The 18,160-nt window shown below is 74.9% G+C and carries 12 protein-coding genes; 8 read left to right on the plus strand and 4 right to left on the minus strand.

Going from position 1 to position 18,160, the window contains the following annotated elements; genetic code table 11:
• The first annotated feature begins 1,313 nt into the window (after positions 1–1,313).
• The 4 genes from rosag_RS23200 (at position 1,314) to rosag_RS23215 (ending at position 3,901) form a co-directional block, all read left to right on the plus strand.
• Positions 1,314–1,619: a BlaI/MecI/CopY family transcriptional regulator gene (locus tag rosag_RS23200; RefSeq protein WP_284352567.1), complete on the plus strand. Its 306-nt coding sequence runs from the start codon at positions 1,314–1,316 to the stop codon at positions 1,617–1,619.
• 4 nt (positions 1,620–1,623) lie between these two features.
• Positions 1,624–2,844 carry a M48 family metalloprotease gene (locus rosag_RS23205; RefSeq protein WP_284352568.1) on the plus strand — a complete coding sequence of 407 codons (1,221 nt, stop codon included), beginning with the start codon at positions 1,624–1,626 and terminating at the stop codon, positions 2,842–2,844.
• Between the two features lie 368 nt (positions 2,845–3,212).
• Positions 3,213–3,713, plus strand: a complete 501-nt coding sequence (locus rosag_RS23210; protein ID WP_284352569.1) for a hypothetical protein — start codon at positions 3,213–3,215, stop codon at positions 3,711–3,713.
• Entirely contained in the window at positions 3,710–3,901 is a 192-nt protein-coding gene (locus tag rosag_RS23215; RefSeq protein ID WP_284352570.1) for a hypothetical protein, read from the plus strand. The genes rosag_RS23210 and rosag_RS23215 overlap by 4 nt, the downstream gene beginning before the upstream one ends.
• A 334-nt stretch (positions 3,902–4,235) precedes the next feature.
• Here the strand turns inward: rosag_RS23215 and rosag_RS23220 are convergent, their stop codons facing one another.
• A complete protein-coding gene (locus rosag_RS23220) occupies positions 4,236–5,174 on the minus strand; it encodes a copper resistance protein B (RefSeq protein ID WP_284352571.1) in 939 nt (312 codons plus the stop codon).
• Complete coding sequence (locus tag rosag_RS23225) at positions 5,171–7,330, minus strand: copper resistance system multicopper oxidase (RefSeq protein WP_284352572.1); 2,160 nt, start codon at positions 7,328–7,330, stop codon at positions 5,171–5,173. Before rosag_RS23225 ends, rosag_RS23220 begins: the two co-directional genes overlap by 4 nt.
• A gap of 2,025 nt (positions 7,331–9,355) precedes the next feature.
• Between rosag_RS23225 and rosag_RS23230 the strand changes: the two genes are divergently transcribed.
• On the plus strand, positions 9,356–11,152 hold the full coding sequence (locus tag rosag_RS23230; protein WP_284352573.1) for a copper resistance CopC/CopD family protein: 1,797 nt from the start codon (positions 9,356–9,358) through the stop codon (positions 11,150–11,152).
• 128 nt (positions 11,153–11,280) lie between these two features.
• Here the strand turns inward: rosag_RS23230 and rosag_RS23235 are convergent, their stop codons facing one another.
• Both rosag_RS23235 and rosag_RS23240 read right to left on the minus strand, forming a co-directional pair.
• A complete protein-coding gene (locus rosag_RS23235; RefSeq protein ID WP_284352574.1) occupies positions 11,281–11,901 on the minus strand; it encodes a DUF305 domain-containing protein in 621 nt (206 codons plus the stop codon).
• Positions 11,902–12,239: 338 nt separating this feature from the next.
• Positions 12,240–12,923 (minus strand): DUF305 domain-containing protein, encoded by a 684-nt coding sequence (locus rosag_RS23240; protein ID WP_284352575.1) that lies wholly within the window; start codon positions 12,921–12,923, stop codon positions 12,240–12,242.
• Positions 12,924–13,732: 809 nt separating this feature from the next.
• Between rosag_RS23240 and rosag_RS23245 the strand changes: the two genes are divergently transcribed.
• The 3 genes from rosag_RS23245 (at position 13,733) to rosag_RS23255 (ending at position 18,001) form a co-directional block, all read left to right on the plus strand.
• Positions 13,733–15,736 (plus strand): heavy metal translocating P-type ATPase, encoded by a 2,004-nt coding sequence (locus tag rosag_RS23245; RefSeq protein ID WP_345784878.1) that lies wholly within the window; start codon positions 13,733–13,735, stop codon positions 15,734–15,736.
• Positions 15,737–15,973: 237 nt separating this feature from the next.
• Positions 15,974–17,476 carry a DUF4198 domain-containing protein gene (locus rosag_RS23250; protein WP_284352577.1) on the plus strand — a complete coding sequence of 501 codons (1,503 nt, stop codon included), beginning with the start codon at positions 15,974–15,976 and terminating at the stop codon, positions 17,474–17,476.
• A 156-nt stretch (positions 17,477–17,632) separates the two neighbouring features.
• Positions 17,633–18,001 (plus strand): four-helix bundle copper-binding protein, encoded by a 369-nt coding sequence (locus tag rosag_RS23255; RefSeq protein WP_284352578.1) that lies wholly within the window; start codon positions 17,633–17,635, stop codon positions 17,999–18,001.
• Positions 18,002–18,160: the final 159 nt, after the last annotated feature.

The raw sequence follows: 18,160 nt of genomic DNA on the forward strand, positions 1-18,160 counted from the left end.
TGCTCGGGGAGGACGCCCGTCGCCCCGAGTTCGCGGCGAGCCCGAGACCGGAGCCCCGGGCGGTCATCGCCCAGCGGTCATCGCCCAGCGGTCATCGCCCAGCGGTCATCGCCCGCGGGACGGCGTGGGCGGTGCGCCGGGCGCCGGCGGCGCGCGGGGACGAGGCGGCGCTCGCCCCCTGGCCCCCCGGCCGCCCTGGCCGCCTTCGAGCCGTGCCGAGACGCCCCGGTGTCAGGGCGTGACCGGCTGTGCCGGCGGCGCGCTCTGGTCACGCAGTACGCAGGGGCCCCCGGGGAGGCGCACGCGGTCGGCGCAGAGCCGCCGCGGGGTGGCACGGTCGAGTCCGGCCGCCTTGCCAGAAGCCTGCGGGCGCGCCTTCACGGCCGAGACCGTGGCGTCGCGTGATACCGGTGATACCGGTCGCGCGCAGGCGGCGACGAGAAGGCTAAGACGCAGAACGGCTCGCATGCGTCTCCGAGGCGTCGAGAACCGGACTGTACTGCGCGCTCGCGAGACCTGTCGTCGCTGCACTATGAGAAGCGCGCCACGACCTCACGCGACGAGCCCGCGCCGGCGACACGGCCCTGCGGCCGCCCCCAAGCGCCATGCACCGAGCAGTCCGCGCGGTGGTGGGCACGGAACCCCTCAGGCTTCTCGGCGGCACGGCGCGGCGGCATGGCGCGGCGGCATGGCGCGGCGGCATGGCGCGGCGGCATGGCGCCGCGGCGCGTGTCGTCCTAGCCTCCAGGTGTGCATACCCCCCGCTCCCGCGGTCCGGCGGTGTGGTGATGGGTGCCGCGTGCGGTCACCGGATTCGGTCACAGGAGGCGCGCAGGCGGTGGTTGGACAGGCGTGAGCCGGCCGCTCCCCGGGCGACGACGGGCGGTGGTCACCCGCTTCACCCGGGCCACTCACGCCCACCACGGCGCGACCCCCGGCCCTTGGGCCGTGGTGGTGCCGCGAACGGTTGCGGGGAGCTCGGTGGACACCGCCGCGGGTGGCGGGTCGCCAAGGGGGGCAGGGAAGTATTTACGAGACGTAAAATGGCCACTAGCTTACACCGCTGTCCGGACCTCCCACCGCGAGCCCACCCGTGAGCACCCGCCGCACGCCCCGTCGGTCCGCCGACACCACGCCCCGTCTGCAGGACACCGTCCGCCTCTCGGCCGAGGGGCTCGCCAAGGTGCTGGGCGACCTCGAAGCGCGCGTGCTGCAGACCGTCTGGGACCTCGGCACCCCGGCGCCCGCGCGTGCCGTGTACGAGCGGGTCGCCGAGGAGCACCCGGTGGCGCCGCTGACCGTGATCGCTGACCGTGATCACGGTGCTCAACAAGTTGGTCGACAAGCGCATCCTCGAGCGCCGCAAGGTGGAGGACCTCTACCACTATTCAGCCCGGATGTCCGAGCCCGAGTTCATGGCGCACGCGTCGCGCCGGGTCGTGGAGGGCATCCTGTCGTTCGAGCCGGAGGCGGTCGCCGCCTCGATGGTGGACGTGCTGGCCGAGCGCGACCCCGAGCAGCTCGCGGAGCTCGCGCGCCTGATCCGCCGTCGCATGCGCGAGACGGGCGAACCGCAGGGCGAGCCGGCGCCGCCGTCCCGCGCGCGGAGGAAGCCCTAGGGTGATGAAGCCGCCGAGGCGGTCGCCCGCGCCGCCCCCGGCGGCCGCGCCGGGCGCGTCCGCGCCGTCGTACCTCCGCGCCTCGACCCGGGCGCGCGAGAACCGGCAGCGCCGCGTGCTCCTCCTTGGCATGGCGACGGCGGTGCTGCTCGCCCTGGCGCCCGTCGTCGGCCGCCACGTGATCGGCGCCGCCCACCAGCCGCTGACGGGCATCGACCACATTGGAGCGCTCTGCCTCGTGGCGTTGCACGTCCTGCTCACGCCGGTGCACGAGGCGCTACACGTCCTGCTGGCCGGCGGCTTCGCCTACGCGGTGTGGGACCGCGCACGCGCGTGGCGGCGGGCGCGGCGCGCCCTGACGCCGCTCGACGGGGTTGTGCCGGCGCGCGGCGACGCCTTCTGGGAGGCAGCCGCGCGCGGCGGGCTCGATCCGGCGAGGCTGCGGGTCGTGGCCGGGCTGCCGTCGCCGGCGTTCACCGCGGGTTGGCTGTCGCCCGTCGTCTACGTCGCGCGCGAGCTGGTCGAGGACGGGCCGCGCCGGCTGCCGCCGGAGGAACTGGCTGCGGTGATTGCGCACGAGCGCGCGCACGTGGTCCGGCGCGACCCGCTCCGGTTCTCGCTGTTGCGCGCGACGGCGAAGACGCTGTTCTGGATCCCGGGACTGCGCGGCCTCGCGGACGACGTGGCGGACGAGGCGGAGATCCGCGCCGACGACGCGGCGGCGGCCGTCGTGGGGCCGCTGACGCTCGCCTCAGCCCTCGTAGCCCTCGCGGCGTGGCGTCCGCCGGCCGCGGCCTTCGGCGAGCCGATGCCGGACTACACGGTCGGCTTCGCCCACCCGGTCCGCTCCATGCCCACAGGCGTGAGCCGGGCGGGCGTGCCGTTCGTGCGCCACGATCTGCTGGACCGCCGGGTGCGCCGCCTCGCCGGCGAGGACACGACGCCCGCGTCGCGCGTCACGCGCCGCTCGCTCGCGAGCGCGGCGGCCGCGCTGGTGGTGGTGTGGACGTCGGGCCTCGTGGATGTACACGAGCTGCCGCATGACACGGCGGCGAGCGGCGCGGTCGCTGTCGCGCACGCGGCGCACTGCCACCATCTCCGCACGTCCGCGATCTCGCACCTGTTCTGCCGGCTCGGCGCGACTGGCGGGTGGATCACCCCCGGCGGCTCCGACTGTCCGCACCGGGCGCGACCGGGCGCGCCGCCGCCCATTGGCGGCGCCTGACGGGCGCCGCGCGCCCACGATCCCCCGGTATTGTTGCGCGCTGGTACGTCCCACGGTCTGTAACGCAAGACGGACCGTCCCGTGCCTTCTGACCCGTGCCCTGGCGTCGTCCGCTGGCGCGCGCTGACTCCGCGACCGCCGGTCGCCGGCCCCCTCCGCCCCCGCGTTCTGGCCGCCGTGCTCGGGGCGCTTGCTGCCGAGGGAGGGGCGCGCCGCTTGGCGGCCCAGACAGACTACGACAACACGGACGGGGGCCGTCCCCTCACCACGGAGGGCGCGTACCCGGTCGGACGGCGCGCCCTCGCGTTCCCACTCGCGCCGCTGCGCGTGGAGCGCGCGCGCGGGGCGGCTTCTACAGCTGGGGCATCGTGCCGGCGGTCGCCCTCGGCGTCCTGACGCGCACGCAGCTCGAGGTCGGCGTTCCGCTGGCGTACGTCGGTGGCACCGCCAGGCGACGCGCGTCGGGCCTGGCGGACGTTGAACTCTCCATGCTCCGCAACCTCACCGTTGAGTCGGCGATCCCCGCGCTCGCACTGGTTGGCGACGTACCGATTCCCGCCGGCGGGTTTGGGCCCGACCGGGCGTACCCGTCCCTCAAGGGCATCGGGACGCAGACGGTCGCGTGGGCACGGTTCCACGTGAACGGCCAGCACACGTTCGGTGACCGCCTCAGCCGCGACGCGACCGACCTCGCCGCCGCGGATTCTGCCGGCGTACCGGACTGGTGCCGCCCGGTCACCGGACGCCCCAGAGCGGTGCACTCTATCCGCGGGCAGGTGACGACGTTGGCCCCGGCGCGGCGGAGCTATCGCAATGGCAGGCAGGCGTCGCCGTTGACCGCACCTTTCCCCTCCGCGCCCTCCTCGTGACCAGTGAGGTGGTCGCACGCCGACCGCTGCGCCGGGGCGAGGACGTGGAGTCGAGCACGGGCGGGGGCGTCCGCTACCAGCTCAGTTCCCGCGTCGCCGCCGATGCCGGCGCGGGCTATCGGCTCACGGGAAGCGAGGGGGGCTGGTTCGCCACGTTCGGCGCCGCCGTCGTCGTTCGCCGGCTGTAGTCAGGGCGCTGCGCCGCCGTCGCCTGCCGCCGCGTCCGTCCTGCGCTCCCGTCACCGCTTGGCACCTCGCGCCGCACCACCTGCCGCACCAGCTCCCGCTCCGCGGACGCGCAGGGCGAGCGCACCCGGGAGGCGCCGCCACGTCCTGTCGGCACCACCACACCGAGCGCCCCCGCCTCGCCGGGGCCCGCCTGACGCACGCGCACGCGCTGAGCCCACCGTTCGTCTGGCGTGCGCCGTGCGCGCGGCGTATCGCAGCGCCTCTCCGCGCCTCTCCGCGCCTCTCCGCGCCTCTCCGCGCCTCTCAGCGCCTCTCAGCGCCTCTCAGCGCCTCTCAGCGCCAGACGCGAACGCCCGCCACCAGACCTGCCGTGCGGTCCGACTCGCCCGCGGCCCGCGCCAGGCCTGCCGACCCGCCCGTGCGCCGGAACCAGGAGAGCCCCACGTAGGGCGCGAAATCACGCCGGAACTCGTAGCGCAGGCGCACCCCGAGCTCCGCGTCGGTGAGGCCAGGAGCGTACAAGAACTCTGGCACGCGCTGGACGACCGCGTGCAGCTCGGCGCGCGGCTGCACGATGAGCCGCTGCGTCAGCAGGAAATCGGTGGTCCCCGCGATGCGCGCCGAGACCTGTCCTGTCGGGCTCACGTACAGCGAGGGTTCGAGCGTGAACCACCCCGGTGCGAGACCCTCCATCCCAAAGTGCAGCAGCCCCCGCGTGCGCAGCGGGCCGACCTCGCCACGCCGGCTCTCCACGCGCACGCCGACGAGCGCACTCCAGAACGGCGAGACAAGCCGACCGTAGTTCACGTCGCCGCGCAGGTCGATCTCCCGCCCGCCACGCGTCGGCTGCTCGGCGTCGACGTTGAGGAAGACGCGGTGGTAGTCGCCGCCGATCCAACCCGTGCCGTCGAGCGTGATCGGCAGGGCTGACTCGCCCGAGGCGATCTCGAGCACTTCGGTCAGCAGGAAGACGCGGCGCGTGCGGTCCATCATCATCCCGTGCGCCGGTCCCGTGCCCTGTCCGTGCGACTGTCCGGTCACCCGACCCGACCGCCCGCCCGTGGTGTCGCCCGTGATGCGGGTCGGCGGCTCCGTCCCAGGCGGCGCCGGCGTGCTGGGCGATGCAGGCGTGCCCTGCGCGCCCGCCGGCCGCGCGGCCATGGCGGCGAAGAGCAGGGCCGCCGCCGCCGCCCACGCGCGCCGCCGCCTCACCTGACGTGTCGCGCCGCGCAGTGCGCAGCCGCCCGTGCGCGTACCAGCCAGGCCGCTCATCGGGCCTCCTGCGCGGTGACCGGCGCGCCACCCGTTGGCGGCACGACGTCGAAGACGCGGAACATCCCCATCTCCATGTGATACAGCACGTGACAGTGGAAGGCCCACGGCCCCAGGTCGTTCGGGACCGTCACGAACGACACGCGGTCTGCGGGCTTGACGTTCACCGTGTGCAGCCGCGGACATAGCTCGCCGTTCCCGTTCTCGAGCAGCATCCACATGCCGTGGAGGTGCATCGGGTGCGCCATCATCGTGTCGTTGACCATCGTGAAGCGCACGGGCTCCCCCTGCGTGAGCCGCAGCGCGTCCGGCGCGTCGGAGAACTTGACGCCGTTGATGGACCACATGTACCGCTCCATGTTGCCCGTCAGGTGCAGCTCGATCTCGCGCACCGGCTGGCGCCGCGACTCGGGGTGTGGCGTGAGGGCGCGTAGGTCCGTGTAGACGAGCACACGCCAGCCATCCTCGCCGAGCCCGGGCCCGGGCTCGGCGAGCCGACTCCCGGTGACCTCGGCCGGCTTGGTCATGGCGGTGTCGTGGTCGTCCGGGCCGTGGAGCATCGGATCCGGGAGCGTGCCGAGCGGGCGGAGCCCCGTCTTCCGCTCGATGCTGCCGTCGTACAGGCGCGTGCCGGGCTCCCACGGGCGTGGCTCGGCCATGCCCCCCATGGCCATTCCCCCCATCCCGCTCATGCCGGCCATGTCGTGGCCGGCCATCGCGCCGGCGGGCTGTCCGCTCGACTGCTGCCCTGTGGGCTGCCCTGTGGGCTGCCCTGTGGGCTGCCCTGTGGGCTGTCCCGTCGCCGGCATGCCGCCGTGGCCGGCGTGCCCGGTGGCTGGCGAAGGAGCGGGCGCCGGCGTCGGTGCGCCATGCCCAGCGTGGCCGCCGCCCGCGCTGGATGGCGCTCCCATGCTTCGGCCGCTCATCCCGCTCATCCCGCTCATCCCGGCGTGGCCGCCCATCGCCATGCCCATGTCCATCATGGTCAGCTCGGGCCGCGGCCGCCGGCGCGGGATCGGGCCCGCCATGCCGGCCTGCGGCGCGAGGGTTCCGCGCGCAAAGCCGCTCCGGTCCATCGACTCGGCGAAGATCGTGAAGGCGGCGGCAGCGTTCGGCTCCACGATCACGTCGTAGGTCTGTGCGATCTCCACGCGGAACTCGTCGACCGTCACCGGCTGCACGTACTGCCCGCTCACGGCGACGACCGTCATCGGGAGGCCCGGGATGCGCACGTCGAAGTACGTGCCGGCGCCCGCATTGATGAAGCGGAGCCGCACGCGCTCACCCGGACGGAAGAGCCCGGTCCAGTTCGCCGCCGGCGGGAGCCCGTTGCACAGGTACGTGTAGACCGGCGCGGTGATGTCCGAGATGTCGGTCGGGCTCATGCGCATCTGTGCCCACATCCAGCGCTCGCGGATCGCGTCGCGCCATCCCATGCGGTCGACATCACGGAAGAAGTCTGCAGCCGTGCGCCGCTGGAAGTTCGAGTACGTCGCCTGCTTCTTCAGCCGGTCGAGCACACGGTACGGGTCCTCGAACATCCAGTCGGAGAGCATGACGACGTACTCGCGGTCGTACGCGAACGGCTCCGGCTCGGCCGGGTCGATGACCAGCGGTCCGTAGTGGCCCACCTGCTCCTGGAGCCCCGAGTGGCTGTGGTACCAGTAGGTGCCGTACTGCTTCAGGGGGAAGCGGTAGGTGAACGTCGTGCCTGCCGGGATGCCCGCGAAGTTGACCCCCGGCACGCCGTCCATCGGGTTCGGGAGGATGATCCCGTGCCAGTGGATGGACGTGTCCTCGCGCAGGGCGTTCGTGACGCGGATGATGGCCTCGTCGCCCTCACGAAACCGCAGCAGCGGCCCCGGCACGGTGTCGTTCATCGCGACCGCGGTCGCGCGGCGCCCGTCGACCGTGATCGCGGTCTCCGCCACGCGCAGGTCGACGCTCGCGGCGCGAGCGGCCGGCGCGAGGCTCGCGCGCGCCGTCGGCGCCGGGCCGTGGCCTGCTGACACCTGCGCGTACGCGGGCGTGAGCCGGTTCACGGCGGCGAGGGCGCCCATCGCCCCGGCGGCGTGCAGAAAGTGCCGGCGCGAGACCGGCGTGGTCGCCAGCGCGCCGCTCTCGGGTACGCCGTGCACGTGTGTGTGGCGGGACATCAGACAGACGGGAAGACGGTGAACCGGTGAGCCGGCAGGCGGGCAGCGCCTGCCGATCCGGCGGCCAGCACGCGCGCAGCATTCTCGGGGGCAGCCTCGCTCCGCGGCCGACGCCGGCCCGGACGTCGACCCGGGTCGGCCGGACCGCCACCAAGCCAGGCGCGCGGGCCCTGGTGCGACGGGAGCCGGCGGGATCCGTCCGGTGTCTGCGCAAACACGAGGCTAGCGCGTTGCATTCTACGCATGATAAAATATACGCGTGGACGCCGCCACCAGGGCAACTCCTGTCAGAATGCGGGCGCCGGCCCGCGTCGGGCTCGTCGCGTGAACGACGGACGGGCGCCGTCTGGGCACGCTGCGCACGCGAGCACGCGCGCGAGCGGACGCGGCATCCGGGGGCGCGTCGGCGTCCCCCGTCCCCGGGGCAGGCGCGTCCACGCGCCGGCGACTCGCGCCGGGTCCGCACACCTTCCGTCGGGTTCAGTCGTCCCGAGGTGCCTTTCGATGCGATTTGATCTCCCTCGTGCTCCCCTCCTCGTCGTTGCCGTGTTGGTGGGCAGCGGATCGGCCGCCCACGGACAGTCGTCGGATGCGGGCGCGCACCCAGGTGCCCACGTGGTCGGATCGGTGAGCGCCTCGGCGGCCATGCCCGCGCGTGCGACCGGGGATTCCGCGTTGCTGACGGGCGCCTTGGGAACGCGGTCTCCGAGCGGTGCGGCCGTCCGCGAGGGGGCGACCGTACGTCTTGCCTGGTCCGGTGACGTACCCGGCGCCGTGCGGGACTGGGCGGTGCACCGCGGCACGTGTAGCCGAGACGCGGGCGTGCTCGGCGCGCCCGGGGCGTACCCGCCCCTTCGCGTCGGCGCGGGCGGCCGCGGGACGGCTGTTGCTACGCTCCCCGACCCGCTCGGCGGGACCGAGGCGTACTTCGTCGCCGTACACGCGGGGAGTGCAAGGGGGAACTCGTCGGCGCCTGTCACCTTCGTCGCGTGCGGGCCGCTCCAGAGCGCCGCGGCCCCTGACGCCTCCGCGGCCGCCCATGCGGGCATGGCGCACGGGGCGATGGCACCGGGGGCGATGGCACCGATGTCCGCCGGCAGCCCACCGTCTGCCGCCAGCGCCGGAGCGGCAGCCGCGCATGCGGCGATGGGGCACGGCGGGGCCGCACCGCCGGCCGCTGCCGACGCGCCGCGGACCGCGAGCGGAACCGCGAGCGAGACGGCGGACGCCCCCTCGCGGGCGGACCTGCAGATGCGCCTGATGGCCGACCCGGTGATCCGCCAGCGCGTCATGGCCGACACCGCAATGCACCGCATGATGATGGAGTCCATGCAGGACATGCCGGCCGAGCACCGCACGCACATGCAGGCCATGATGCACGGCGGCAGCGGCGGCGCCGATGGCCCGGCGATGCCCGTGCGCAAGGACGTGCCCTCGGCGGCCAACCGCACTGCGCCCGCGGCACCGAAGCCTATCGCTCGCCCGTCCGCCCGCCGCAGCGCGACCCCGGCTGCCCGGTCCACACCGGCGCGCCCACCGGGGCAGCCGTCGGCACCCGCCGCAGACCCGCACGCGGGTCACGGCGGCGCGCCGGCTGCCCCGCCGGCCGCCCGCCCGGCCGCCCGCCCGGCCGCCCGCCCGGCCGCCCGCCCGGCCGCCCCGCCGGCGGCCCTGACGCGGCCTCCAGCACGGACGCCCGCGCGGTCAGCGCCGAGTCCGGCGCCGAGCCCGGCGCCGAGCCCGGCGCCGAGCCCGGCGCCGCGCACTGCGCCGCGTGCCGCGCCCCGCCCCGCGCCGCGCCCCGCGCCGCGCCCCGCCCCGCGCGACTCGATGGCCGGGATGGATCACAGCAAGATGGGGCGTCCGTAGGGCGCCGTAGGGCCCCGTAGGGCGTGCATGCGCTTTCGCGGCTACGCACGGCGCAACCAAGGATGCCCGCCTCCGGCAGGGCGGGCACGTCTGCACGTGCCGAAGCCGCGTGCCCCCGGCGCAGGCCGGTGCCACATCCCTCCCTCGCATCGCCCGATGCACACTCAGTCCTTGTCCACACCGGCGCGCGGGCCGGCCCGCGCGCCGGCCACCCTTCTCCTGGCGTTGCTGCTCGCCCTGGTGGCGCCGGCCGTGGCCTACGCGCACGGCGGACTCCGCCGCGCCGTCCCGGCCAGCAACGCGCGGCTCTCGGCGGCACCGCGCGAGCTACGTCTGACGTTCACGGAGCGCGTGGAGCTGTCGGTCAGCCGGGTCGCGCTTGCGGGACCAGGCGGGGCGACCGTCGCGCTGGCGCCGCTCGCGACCGTCTCCGACTCCGCAAACATCGTGGTGGCCGCGATCCGCGGCGGGCTCGTGCCCGGCGCGTACACCGTCACCTGGCAGATCGCCGGCCGGGACGGGCACCCGGTGCGGGGCCGCTACACGTTCGCGATCCTTCCGGGGGCAACGGGTCTCGCCGATGCCGGGGCGGGGCCGGTTGGGCCGACGGAGGGGCAGCGTGACACGGCGGCAGGCGCGCAGGCTGCGCCGGCGGCACCCGGCGCGGGCGAAGCCGGCGTGACGGTCAGCGCGCCGGGACAGGCGCCGGGACAGGCGCCGGGACAGGCGCCGGGACAGGCGCCGGGACAGGCGCCGGGACAGGCGCCGGGACAGGCGCCGGGACAGGCGCCGGGACAGGCGCCGGGACAGGCGCCGGGACAGGCGCCGCCCGCCGCGCCCCAGCCGGTTCCGCCGCTCCCTGAGGCGGGCGCCTTCGACGCCGAGTCGCCGGCATACGTGGTGGTCCGCTGGGTCACCTACGCCGCGCTCCTGGTGGTCCTCGGAGTGGCGGCGTTCCGGACCGTCGTCATCGGATTCCTGCGGCGCCCGCCCGCGCGGTCCGACGCCGCCTCGACCGCCGCCTCGGCCACCGCCTCGGCGGTCGCGCCCGTGCTGGTACCGGAGTTCACACCGGCGGCAGAACGTCGGGCGGCCTCGCTCGGTTTCCAGGGAGCGGTCGCGCTCCTCGCGGCGGCGCTCGTGCGGCTCGGGGCGCAGTCCGTGGCGATGAACGGGACCGCCGACGCGCTGGACCTCGCGCGGCTCGGCGCCACCCTCCGCCACACGGTGTGGGGATGGGGCTGGCTGCTCCAGGTCGCGGGCGCCGTCGTGGCGGCGCTCGCCTTCGCGCGCGCGCGGCGCGCGGGCGGCGGTGCGGCCCCACGCGCCGAAGGCGGCCCGTGGGCGGCCGCGACGCTTGCGGCCGTGGTGCTCGCGTTCACGCCGGCCCTCTCGGGGCATGCGTCGGCCGCGCCGCGGCTCACCCCCCTCGCCATCGTCGGCGACGGCCTGCACGTGCTGGGGGCCGGCGGCTGGTTGGGGAGCCTCCTCGTGGTGCTCGCGGCCGGCGTGCCGGCGGCGCTCGCGCTCGGCCCCGAGCGGCGCGGCGCCGCTGTGGCGGCGCTGGTGCACGCGTTCTCGCCGGCTGCGCTGGCGTTCGCCGGCGTGGTCGCCGTGACCGGCCTGTTCGCCACCTGGCTCCACGTCGGTCGTCTGCCCGCGTTGTGGGGCACCTGGTACGGGCAGCTGCTGCTGCTCAAGCTCGCCGCGCTGTCGCTCGTCGCGGGGACGGGCGCCTACAACTGGCTCCGGGTGCGGCCGGCCCTCGGGGACGACGCCGGCACGGCGCGGATCCGCCGGTCCGCGACCGCGGAGCTCGCGGTCGGGGTGCTCGTCCTGCTGGCGACCGCGGCGCTCGTAGCGACGCCCACGCCGATGGACGACGCGATGGCGGGCGGTGATAGCGCATCCGGCGCGCCGGTCGAGCACGCGGCCGCGGTGGGCAACCGCTGACAAAGCTCGCGCCTCGGACCTCGCCCTCCGCGCGCACGACGACGGGCCCCGATCCGCGCGGATCGGGGCCCGTCGTCGTGCGCGCGGCGCCGCGCGCCGCGCGCTGGCGATCAGCGGTTCTGCACCAGTCAGCGGTTCTGCACCTGCTCGATCAGGCCCTGCCGGCAGTCGTCGTACCACTGGCAGTCCCAGGTCTGCATCTGCACGACCTGACGGCTCTGGTTCGTGACGGTCATCTGCGCCTCGCGCCGCAGCTCCTCGTGGTAGACTCGCTCGACGGCCTTCTCCGATTCCTTGATGATGCGGAGGTGGTGCTTGCTGAACTCCGTCAGAAACTCGTCCTCGAACGCGGCGCCGGAGAGCTCGGACAGACGCCGGATGTCCTGCGCCGCGCTCTGGGGGATCTCGCCAGCGTAGCTGATGCCGTACCACTGCTGGAGCCACGACCGGTAGAGCGCGATCTGGCGCTGCTGACTCGCCAGCGACTCGCGGCAGAGCGCACGCAGCTCCTCGTGCACCGCCTTCTCGATGCACATCTGCGCCATCACGATGCCGGCGAGGTGGTGGTCGATGGTCATCATCATGTAGTCGACCTCGAACTTCGCCACCGACGGCTGCGGCGCGGCGGCGCTGAGCGAGGGCGCGTCGCCCGGAGCAAGCGACGCGGACGGGGCAGACGGGGCATCGGCGCACGCGGCGGCGCCGATCACGGCGGCGGCGAGCGTGGCGACGCGAACGTGGTGCAGCATGGGGCAGCCTTCACGCTGAGAGTGACGGCCGTGGGAACCTCGCGAGCCGCAACAGCGGAGCCGAGGCACGGCGCGGCGTGCAGCGGCAGATTCTATGCCTGGTAAAATGGCACGCGGCGGGGCGTCCAGTCAGCCCGCGTAGCGGTCGTTCCGTTCCGCGAGCGCGAGATCTTCCGCCTCCGCGCCTCGCGCGCGTGAGGGCCCGCCGTCACCGCCGGCCATCCCGCAACGGCGCAGGACGCGCCACGCCAGGCCGGCGAGACCGGCGAGGGTCAACACCGCGGGCCGGCCACCGCGAGAGGCGCGTCGCGCGGCGCGCGGCATGACGCCGGACCCTCTTAGCCCTGTCCGCCGGCCGACGCCTTCCGCTCGAACTCCTGGATCTCGCGACGCTGATCGGCGACCATCCTCTCCGCCATCTGCTTGACCTCGCCCGTGAGGTGCGGGAGCAAGGGCTCGGTCATCTGGATCGCCTCGCGGTGGTGCGCGATCACCTGCCGGTAGTAGGCACGGTCCGCCTCAGCGCCCTGTGGCGCCCGGGTCACGGAGTCGATCATCGCGCGGTTGCTCGGCATGATCATCGGCGTCACCGAATCGCTGTACTGCCCCGAGAGCATCGCCAGCATCCGCTGCTGCTCCGACTCCTGCTTCTGCCGGAGCTTCTGCGCGTCGGACTTCGCGGTCGCGCCCGTGAGGCGCGGCTGCGCGGAGTCGGACATCGCGACGAGGCCCTCGTGGTGGTCGCCCATCATGCGCAGGAACGCCTGATTGGAGTCGCGCGGCGCCGGCCGGTGCATCGTCATCTGCGAGTGGTCCATCCCGGCCATCCCGGCCATGCCCGTGTCCTGCGCCGCGGGGGCGGGGGCCGTCGCCACACCCGCCGTGTCGCCGGCGACACCCGCGGCGCTGTCGGTCCCCGCGTCCTTGCTCCCGGAGCAGGCCGCCATGGCGAAGGTGGCGAACAGCAGGCTGGCGCCGAGGTTGAGGCGGCTCGCCGTCGCGTGGGCATGGTCCTGTCGCATGGGTCGTCGAGGTCGGTAGAGGTGGGGTGGTCGTGCAGACGCGAGCGGCCGCGCGTTGCCAGCTTCCGGCTTTACGGGGCATCAAACATGCCGGATGCCGTCGCCGCGTCCGGCCGCGGGTTCGCGGCCGGCCCCTGAGCCTCCGCGAGGCCGGTGCTCATGAGCGCGGGCGCGCACGCTGCCGACGGGGAGCCGACGGGGAGCAGATGGGGCACCGAGCGGTCGCGACGCCCGACGCCGGTCGGTTGACATAGGGGACGGGGGTATGAAGGATATACCCTCCACTGGTATGTGCTCCTCTGCAGGAGGGAAGGATGAGCGGCTCCTCAAGCGACCAAGACGACGCGCACGCGGGCCACACGGCCCACGCGGCCCACGCGGCCCACGCGGCCCCGATGACCACGGGTCCCGTCGCACCCGAGGCGAAGCCCGCCGCCGCGCCGGCGGTCGCGCCGAGCGCTGACCCTCCGACCCGGCAGGCGCGTGCGGAGGTGGCCGCCGACCTGGCCGCCGATCTGGCCGCCGATCTGGCCGCCGATCTGGCCGCCGATGGAGCCGGGTCCCGCTCGGACGGACGGCCCGCCGCCCATGCAACCGAGCCTCACGCGCATGACGGCATGGCGCACGGCATGGCGCACGGCATGGCGCACGGCATGGCGCACGGCATGGCGCACGGCATGGCGCACGGCATGGCGCACGGCATGGCGCACGGCATGGCGCACGGCATGGCGCACGGCATGGCGCACGGCGGGCCGACCCGCGCGTCCGGCGCTGTGGACGCCGCGCATGCCTCGCACGCGGCGGGCGGCATGGTCGTGCACGACCACGCCGCCCACGACAAGCACGCCGGCCACTCGGTCGCGATGTTCCGCGACAAGTTCTGGCTGTCGCTCGCGCTCACCGTGCCGACGCTCGTGTGGGGGCACATGCTGCAGCGCGCCCTCGGCTACACCGCACCGATGTGGCCGGGTACACGCTACATCCCCGCGGCGTTCGGCACCGCGGTGTTCCTCTACGGCGGGACGCCGTTCCTGCAGGGCGCCGTGCGCGAAATCCGCGACCGGCTGCCTGGCATGATGACGCTGATTGCGCTCGCCATCAGCGTCGCATTCGTATTCAGCGCCGCGGTGTTCCTCGGCTTTCCCGGGATGCCGCTCTGGGAGGAGCTGGCGACGCTCGTCACGATCATGCTCCTCGGCCACTGGCTCGAAATGCGCTCGATCTCACAGGCGCAGGGGGCGCTCGGCGAGCTCGCCAAGCTGCTGCCGAGCACCGCCGGGCGCGTGACGGGCGTGGGGGCCGCCGAGCGGGTGGAGGAGGTGCCGGTCACCGAGCTGCGCAATGGGGATCTCGTCCTCGTCCGACCCGGCGCCAACGTCCCCGCCGACGGCGTCGTGCGCGCGGGACGTAGCGCGGTCAACGAGGCCCTCATCACCGGCGAGTCGGCGCCCGTCGAGAAGCAGGAGGGCGACACCGTGATCGCCGGCGCGGTGAACGGCTCGGGCTCGCTCCGCGTCGAGGTCACGGGTACGGGCGAGCGCACCGCCCTCGCCGGCATCATGCGCCTCGTGCAGCAGGCGCAGACGTCCCGCTCGCGCGCCCAGGCGCTGGCCGACCGTGCGGCGTTCTGGTTGACCTGGGTGGCGCTCGGCGCCGGCGCCGTGACGTTCGCCGCGTGGCTGCTCGCCGGCGCGAGCGCTGCCACGGCGGTGGAGCGCCTGGTCACCGTGCTCGTGATCGCCTGCCCGCACGCTCTCGGCCTGGCCGTGCCGCTCGTCCTCGCGATCTCGACGACGCTCGGCGCGCGGGGTGGGCTGCTCGTGCGCGACCGCCGCGGGCTCGAGGAGGCGCGCAACCTGACGGCCGTCGTCTTCGACAAGACGGGGACGCTCACGCTCGGTGAGCACCGTGTGGTCGCGCTCCGCACCACGGCCGGACTCGCGGAGGACGAGGCGCTGCGGCTCGCGGCCGCCGTCGAGCGCGATGCCGAACACCCCGTGGCGCGCGCCATAGTGAAGAGCGCCGAGGAGCGCGGGCTGGCGGTCCCCGCGGCTCAGGGATTCGAGGCGATCCCCGGACGCGGCGTTCGGGCCACGGTGGACGGCCGCCAGTTCGCCGAGGGCGGGCCGAACCTCCTCGCGAGCCTCGGCGTGACGCCCGCGCCCGAGCTGCAGCGATTCGCCGAGGAGGCGGCCGGGCGCGGGCAGGGGGTCATCTACCTCGTCGAGGGCGGGCGGACGCTCGCCGCCCTCACGGTCGCCGACGCGGTGCGCCCCGAGTCGGCGGAGGCCGTCCGCACGCTGCACGACGCGGGGCTCGAGGTCGTCATGATGACGGGCGACGCGCGGGCCGTGGCCGACGTGGTCGCGCGCGACCTCGGCATCGACACGGTGCTCGCGCAGGTCCTGCCGGAGGACAAGGCGGCGCACATCGAGCGCCTCCAGCGGCAGGGCAAGCGCGTGGCGATGGTCGGCGACGGGGTGAACGACGCCCCGGCCCTGGTGACCGCCGACGTGGGCATCGCCATCGGCGCCGGCACCGACGTGGCCGTGGAGGCGGGCGACGTGGTGCTCGTGCGGAGCGACCCGCGCGACGTGCCGCGCATCATCAAGCTCTCGCGCGCCAGCTACCGGAAGATGGTGCAGAACCTCTGGTGGGCCGCCGGCTACAACATCGTGGCGATCCCGCTGGCGGCCGGGGTGCTCGCGCCGTGGGGCGTCGTCCTGACGCCGGCCGTGGGAGCCGTGCTCATGTCGCTCAGCACGATCATCGTTGCCGTCAACGCGCAGTTGCTGCGCCGCGCCGACCTGTAGGGCCTTGGTAGGGGCAACGCGACGGGGCGACCTGCTGGGCGGACCCGTCGATGGAAGGCGGGCCGCCGCGGCGGCGAGGCCGCCGGGGGGAACCCGCACGGGCGACGTCGAGCACGGCCCTTCCCGCACGGCTTGCCGGACGGTTTTACGGGTGGTAAAGTCACGCGGGTCCGCCCGGACTGACCCGGCACCGACGCGCCGCGCGGTCCGCCCCGACGATCTCCGCCCAAGGTTCCCGTGGCTCGCAGCTCCTCACGTCGCTCACGTAACGCCCGCCGCACCATCCGGCGGTCCGCGGCCGCCGTCGCGCTCCTCGGTATCGCCCTGACGGCGGAGACGGTCGCCGCGCACGACTTCTGGCTCGTCCCGGACGCGTTTACGCTGGCGTCGGGCGGCACGCTGTCGGTACGCGGCCAGACCAGCAGCCGCTTCCCGACGAGCGAGTCGGCGGTGGGCGCCGAGCGCGTCGCCGACGCGCGCGTGCTCGGCGCCGCCGGGTCGGCGCGCGTCACGGGCCTCTCGCGCGACGGCACCTCGCTCCGCCTGCGCCACCGGCCGGACGCGCCGGGGCAGTACGTGGTGGCCGTCGCGTTGCACCCGCGGTCGGTGCGCGAGTCGGCCGCCGGCTTCCGGCGGTACCTGGAACTCGAGGGTGCGCCCGACGCGCTCGCGCGCGTGGACCGCGATGGGTTGCTCACGGGCCGCGACAGCGTCACGCGCCGGTACGCCAAGTACGCGAAGACGCTCGTGCAGGTGGGGCGCGACGCCGGGAGCGCGCCGCGCGCGTTCGACCGCACGGCGGGCTATCCGCTCGAGTTCGTGCCGCTCGCCGACCCAGTGGCGCTCCGGGCCGGCGACACGGCGTCCCTACGCCTGCTCTACCGCGGGCGCCCCCTCGCGTCCGCGCGGATCCACGCGGGGGCGGTCGACTGGCCGCTCGCCGCCGGCGCCACCGGCCCCGCGCGCAGCGGGGCCGCCGCCGCCGCCGACATCCAGCTCGCGTCGGACGCGAACGGGATCGTGCGGGTCCCGCTCGCTCGCCCAGGTCTGTGGAACGTCCGGACCATCCACGTCGTCCAAGCGGACTCGGGGTCCGGGGCCGACTGGGACACGCACTGGGCCACCCTGGTCTTTGCGGCGGCGCCGGGCGGCGTGCGGCGTGCCGCGGCCGCGACCGGAGAGGTGGAGCCGACGCCGGCGTCCCCCGTCGGACCGTCCGCCGCCCGTCCGTCCGCCGCCCGTCCGTCCGCCGCCCGCGCACCGGGCACCGAAGCCTCGGCCACTCGAGCCTCGGCCATCCCTGCGCCTCCGGGCGCGCCTCCGGGCGCGCCCGTCCAGATGCTCGACTCCGCGGAGGTGGCGCGCACGGTCACGCGTTTCCACGAGGCCCTCGCAAGCGGGGACAGCGCGGCCGCGCTGGCGCTGCTCGCACCAGACGTCGTCATTCTCGAGAGTGGCGGGATGGAAACGCGGGAGGAGTACCAGGGGCACCACCTGCCGGGCGACATCGCGTTCGCGCGAGCCGTGAAGGCCGCGCGTGGCCCGGTCCGGGTCTCGGTGCGGGGCGACGTCGCGTGGGCGAGCTCGACGTCCGTTACGCAGGGAGAGTACCGCGGCCGGTCGGTCAACTCGGCGGGCGCCGAGCTGATGGTGCTCACGCGGGCGGCCGCGGGCGCCACCGGCTGGCGTATCGCCGCGATTCACTGGTCCTCCCGCGCCCGGCGGCAGCCACCCCAGTAAGCGAGCACGGGTCGTGCGGCTTTACGAACCGTAAAGCGTGCGGCACGCCCCCTGCGGCGTCGTGCCCTCCGCGCACCCCGTCGGCGTCCCGAGCCGGGGTCGGGGGCGCGCCGGCCGTCGGACGGCGGCCGTTCACCGTTTGAGGAGGAGGACCGCATGGCGCACACCGCCAGCCACACGACGATGAGCCGGGACATGGAGCAGTGCATCCAGGAATGCCTCAACTGCTACTCCGTGTGCACTGTCACCGCGGGGCACTGCCTCGACTTGGGCGGGCCACATGCGTCACGGCAGCACCAGACGGCGCTGCTCGACTGCGCCCGGGCCTGCCAGACCTCCGCCGACTTCATGCTCCGGGGCTCGCCGATGCACGCCCGCGCGTGCGCCCTGTGCGCCGAGGCGTGCCGCGCCTGCGAGCAGTCCTGCCGGAGCGTGGGCGGGAGCGATCCGATGATGCAGCAGTGCGCCGAGGCCTGTCGCCGCTGCGCCGAGTCCTGTGAGCGGATGGCGGCCATGGCCGCATGATGGCCGCCTAGGCCTGTGGGGTACGGGAGGCTTCCGGGCGCCAGGGTCGCCCCCGGCCGAGCACATGCCTCCCGTGCACCGCAGGACGCGGCGTATCCCATTGCTCCCGAGCGGCCGCGCGGCCGCGCGGCCGCGATCTCGCACCGCCGCTGCCCAACG

The sequence above is a fragment of the Roseisolibacter agri genome, assembly GCF_030159095.1.
Taxonomy (GTDB): Bacteria; Gemmatimonadota; Gemmatimonadetes; order Gemmatimonadales; family Gemmatimonadaceae; genus Roseisolibacter; species Roseisolibacter agri.

Excerpts from the sequence above, each read along its gene's own strand:
- rosag_RS23205 (WP_284352568.1), top strand. The coding sequence starts at position 1,624 with ATGAAGCCGCCGAGGCGGTCGCCCGCGCCGCCCCCGGCGGCCGCGCCG.
- rosag_RS23220 (WP_284352571.1), bottom strand. The coding sequence starts at position 5,174 with ATGAGCGGCCTGGCTGGTACGCGCACGGGCGGCTGCGCACTGCGCGGC.
- rosag_RS23225 (WP_284352572.1), bottom strand. The coding sequence starts at position 7,330 with ATGTCCCGCCACACACACGTGCACGGCGTACCCGAGAGCGGCGCGCTG.
- rosag_RS23230 (WP_284352573.1), top strand. The coding sequence starts at position 9,356 with ATGCACACTCAGTCCTTGTCCACACCGGCGCGCGGGCCGGCCCGCGCG.
- rosag_RS23235 (WP_284352574.1), bottom strand. The coding sequence starts at position 11,901 with ATGCTGCACCACGTTCGCGTCGCCACGCTCGCCGCCGCCGTGATCGGC.
- rosag_RS23240 (WP_284352575.1), bottom strand. The coding sequence starts at position 12,923 with ATGCGACAGGACCATGCCCACGCGACGGCGAGCCGCCTCAACCTCGGC.
- rosag_RS23245 (WP_345784878.1), top strand. The coding sequence starts at position 13,733 with ATGGTCGTGCACGACCACGCCGCCCACGACAAGCACGCCGGCCACTCG.
- rosag_RS23255 (WP_284352578.1), top strand. The coding sequence starts at position 17,633 with ATGGCGCACACCGCCAGCCACACGACGATGAGCCGGGACATGGAGCAG.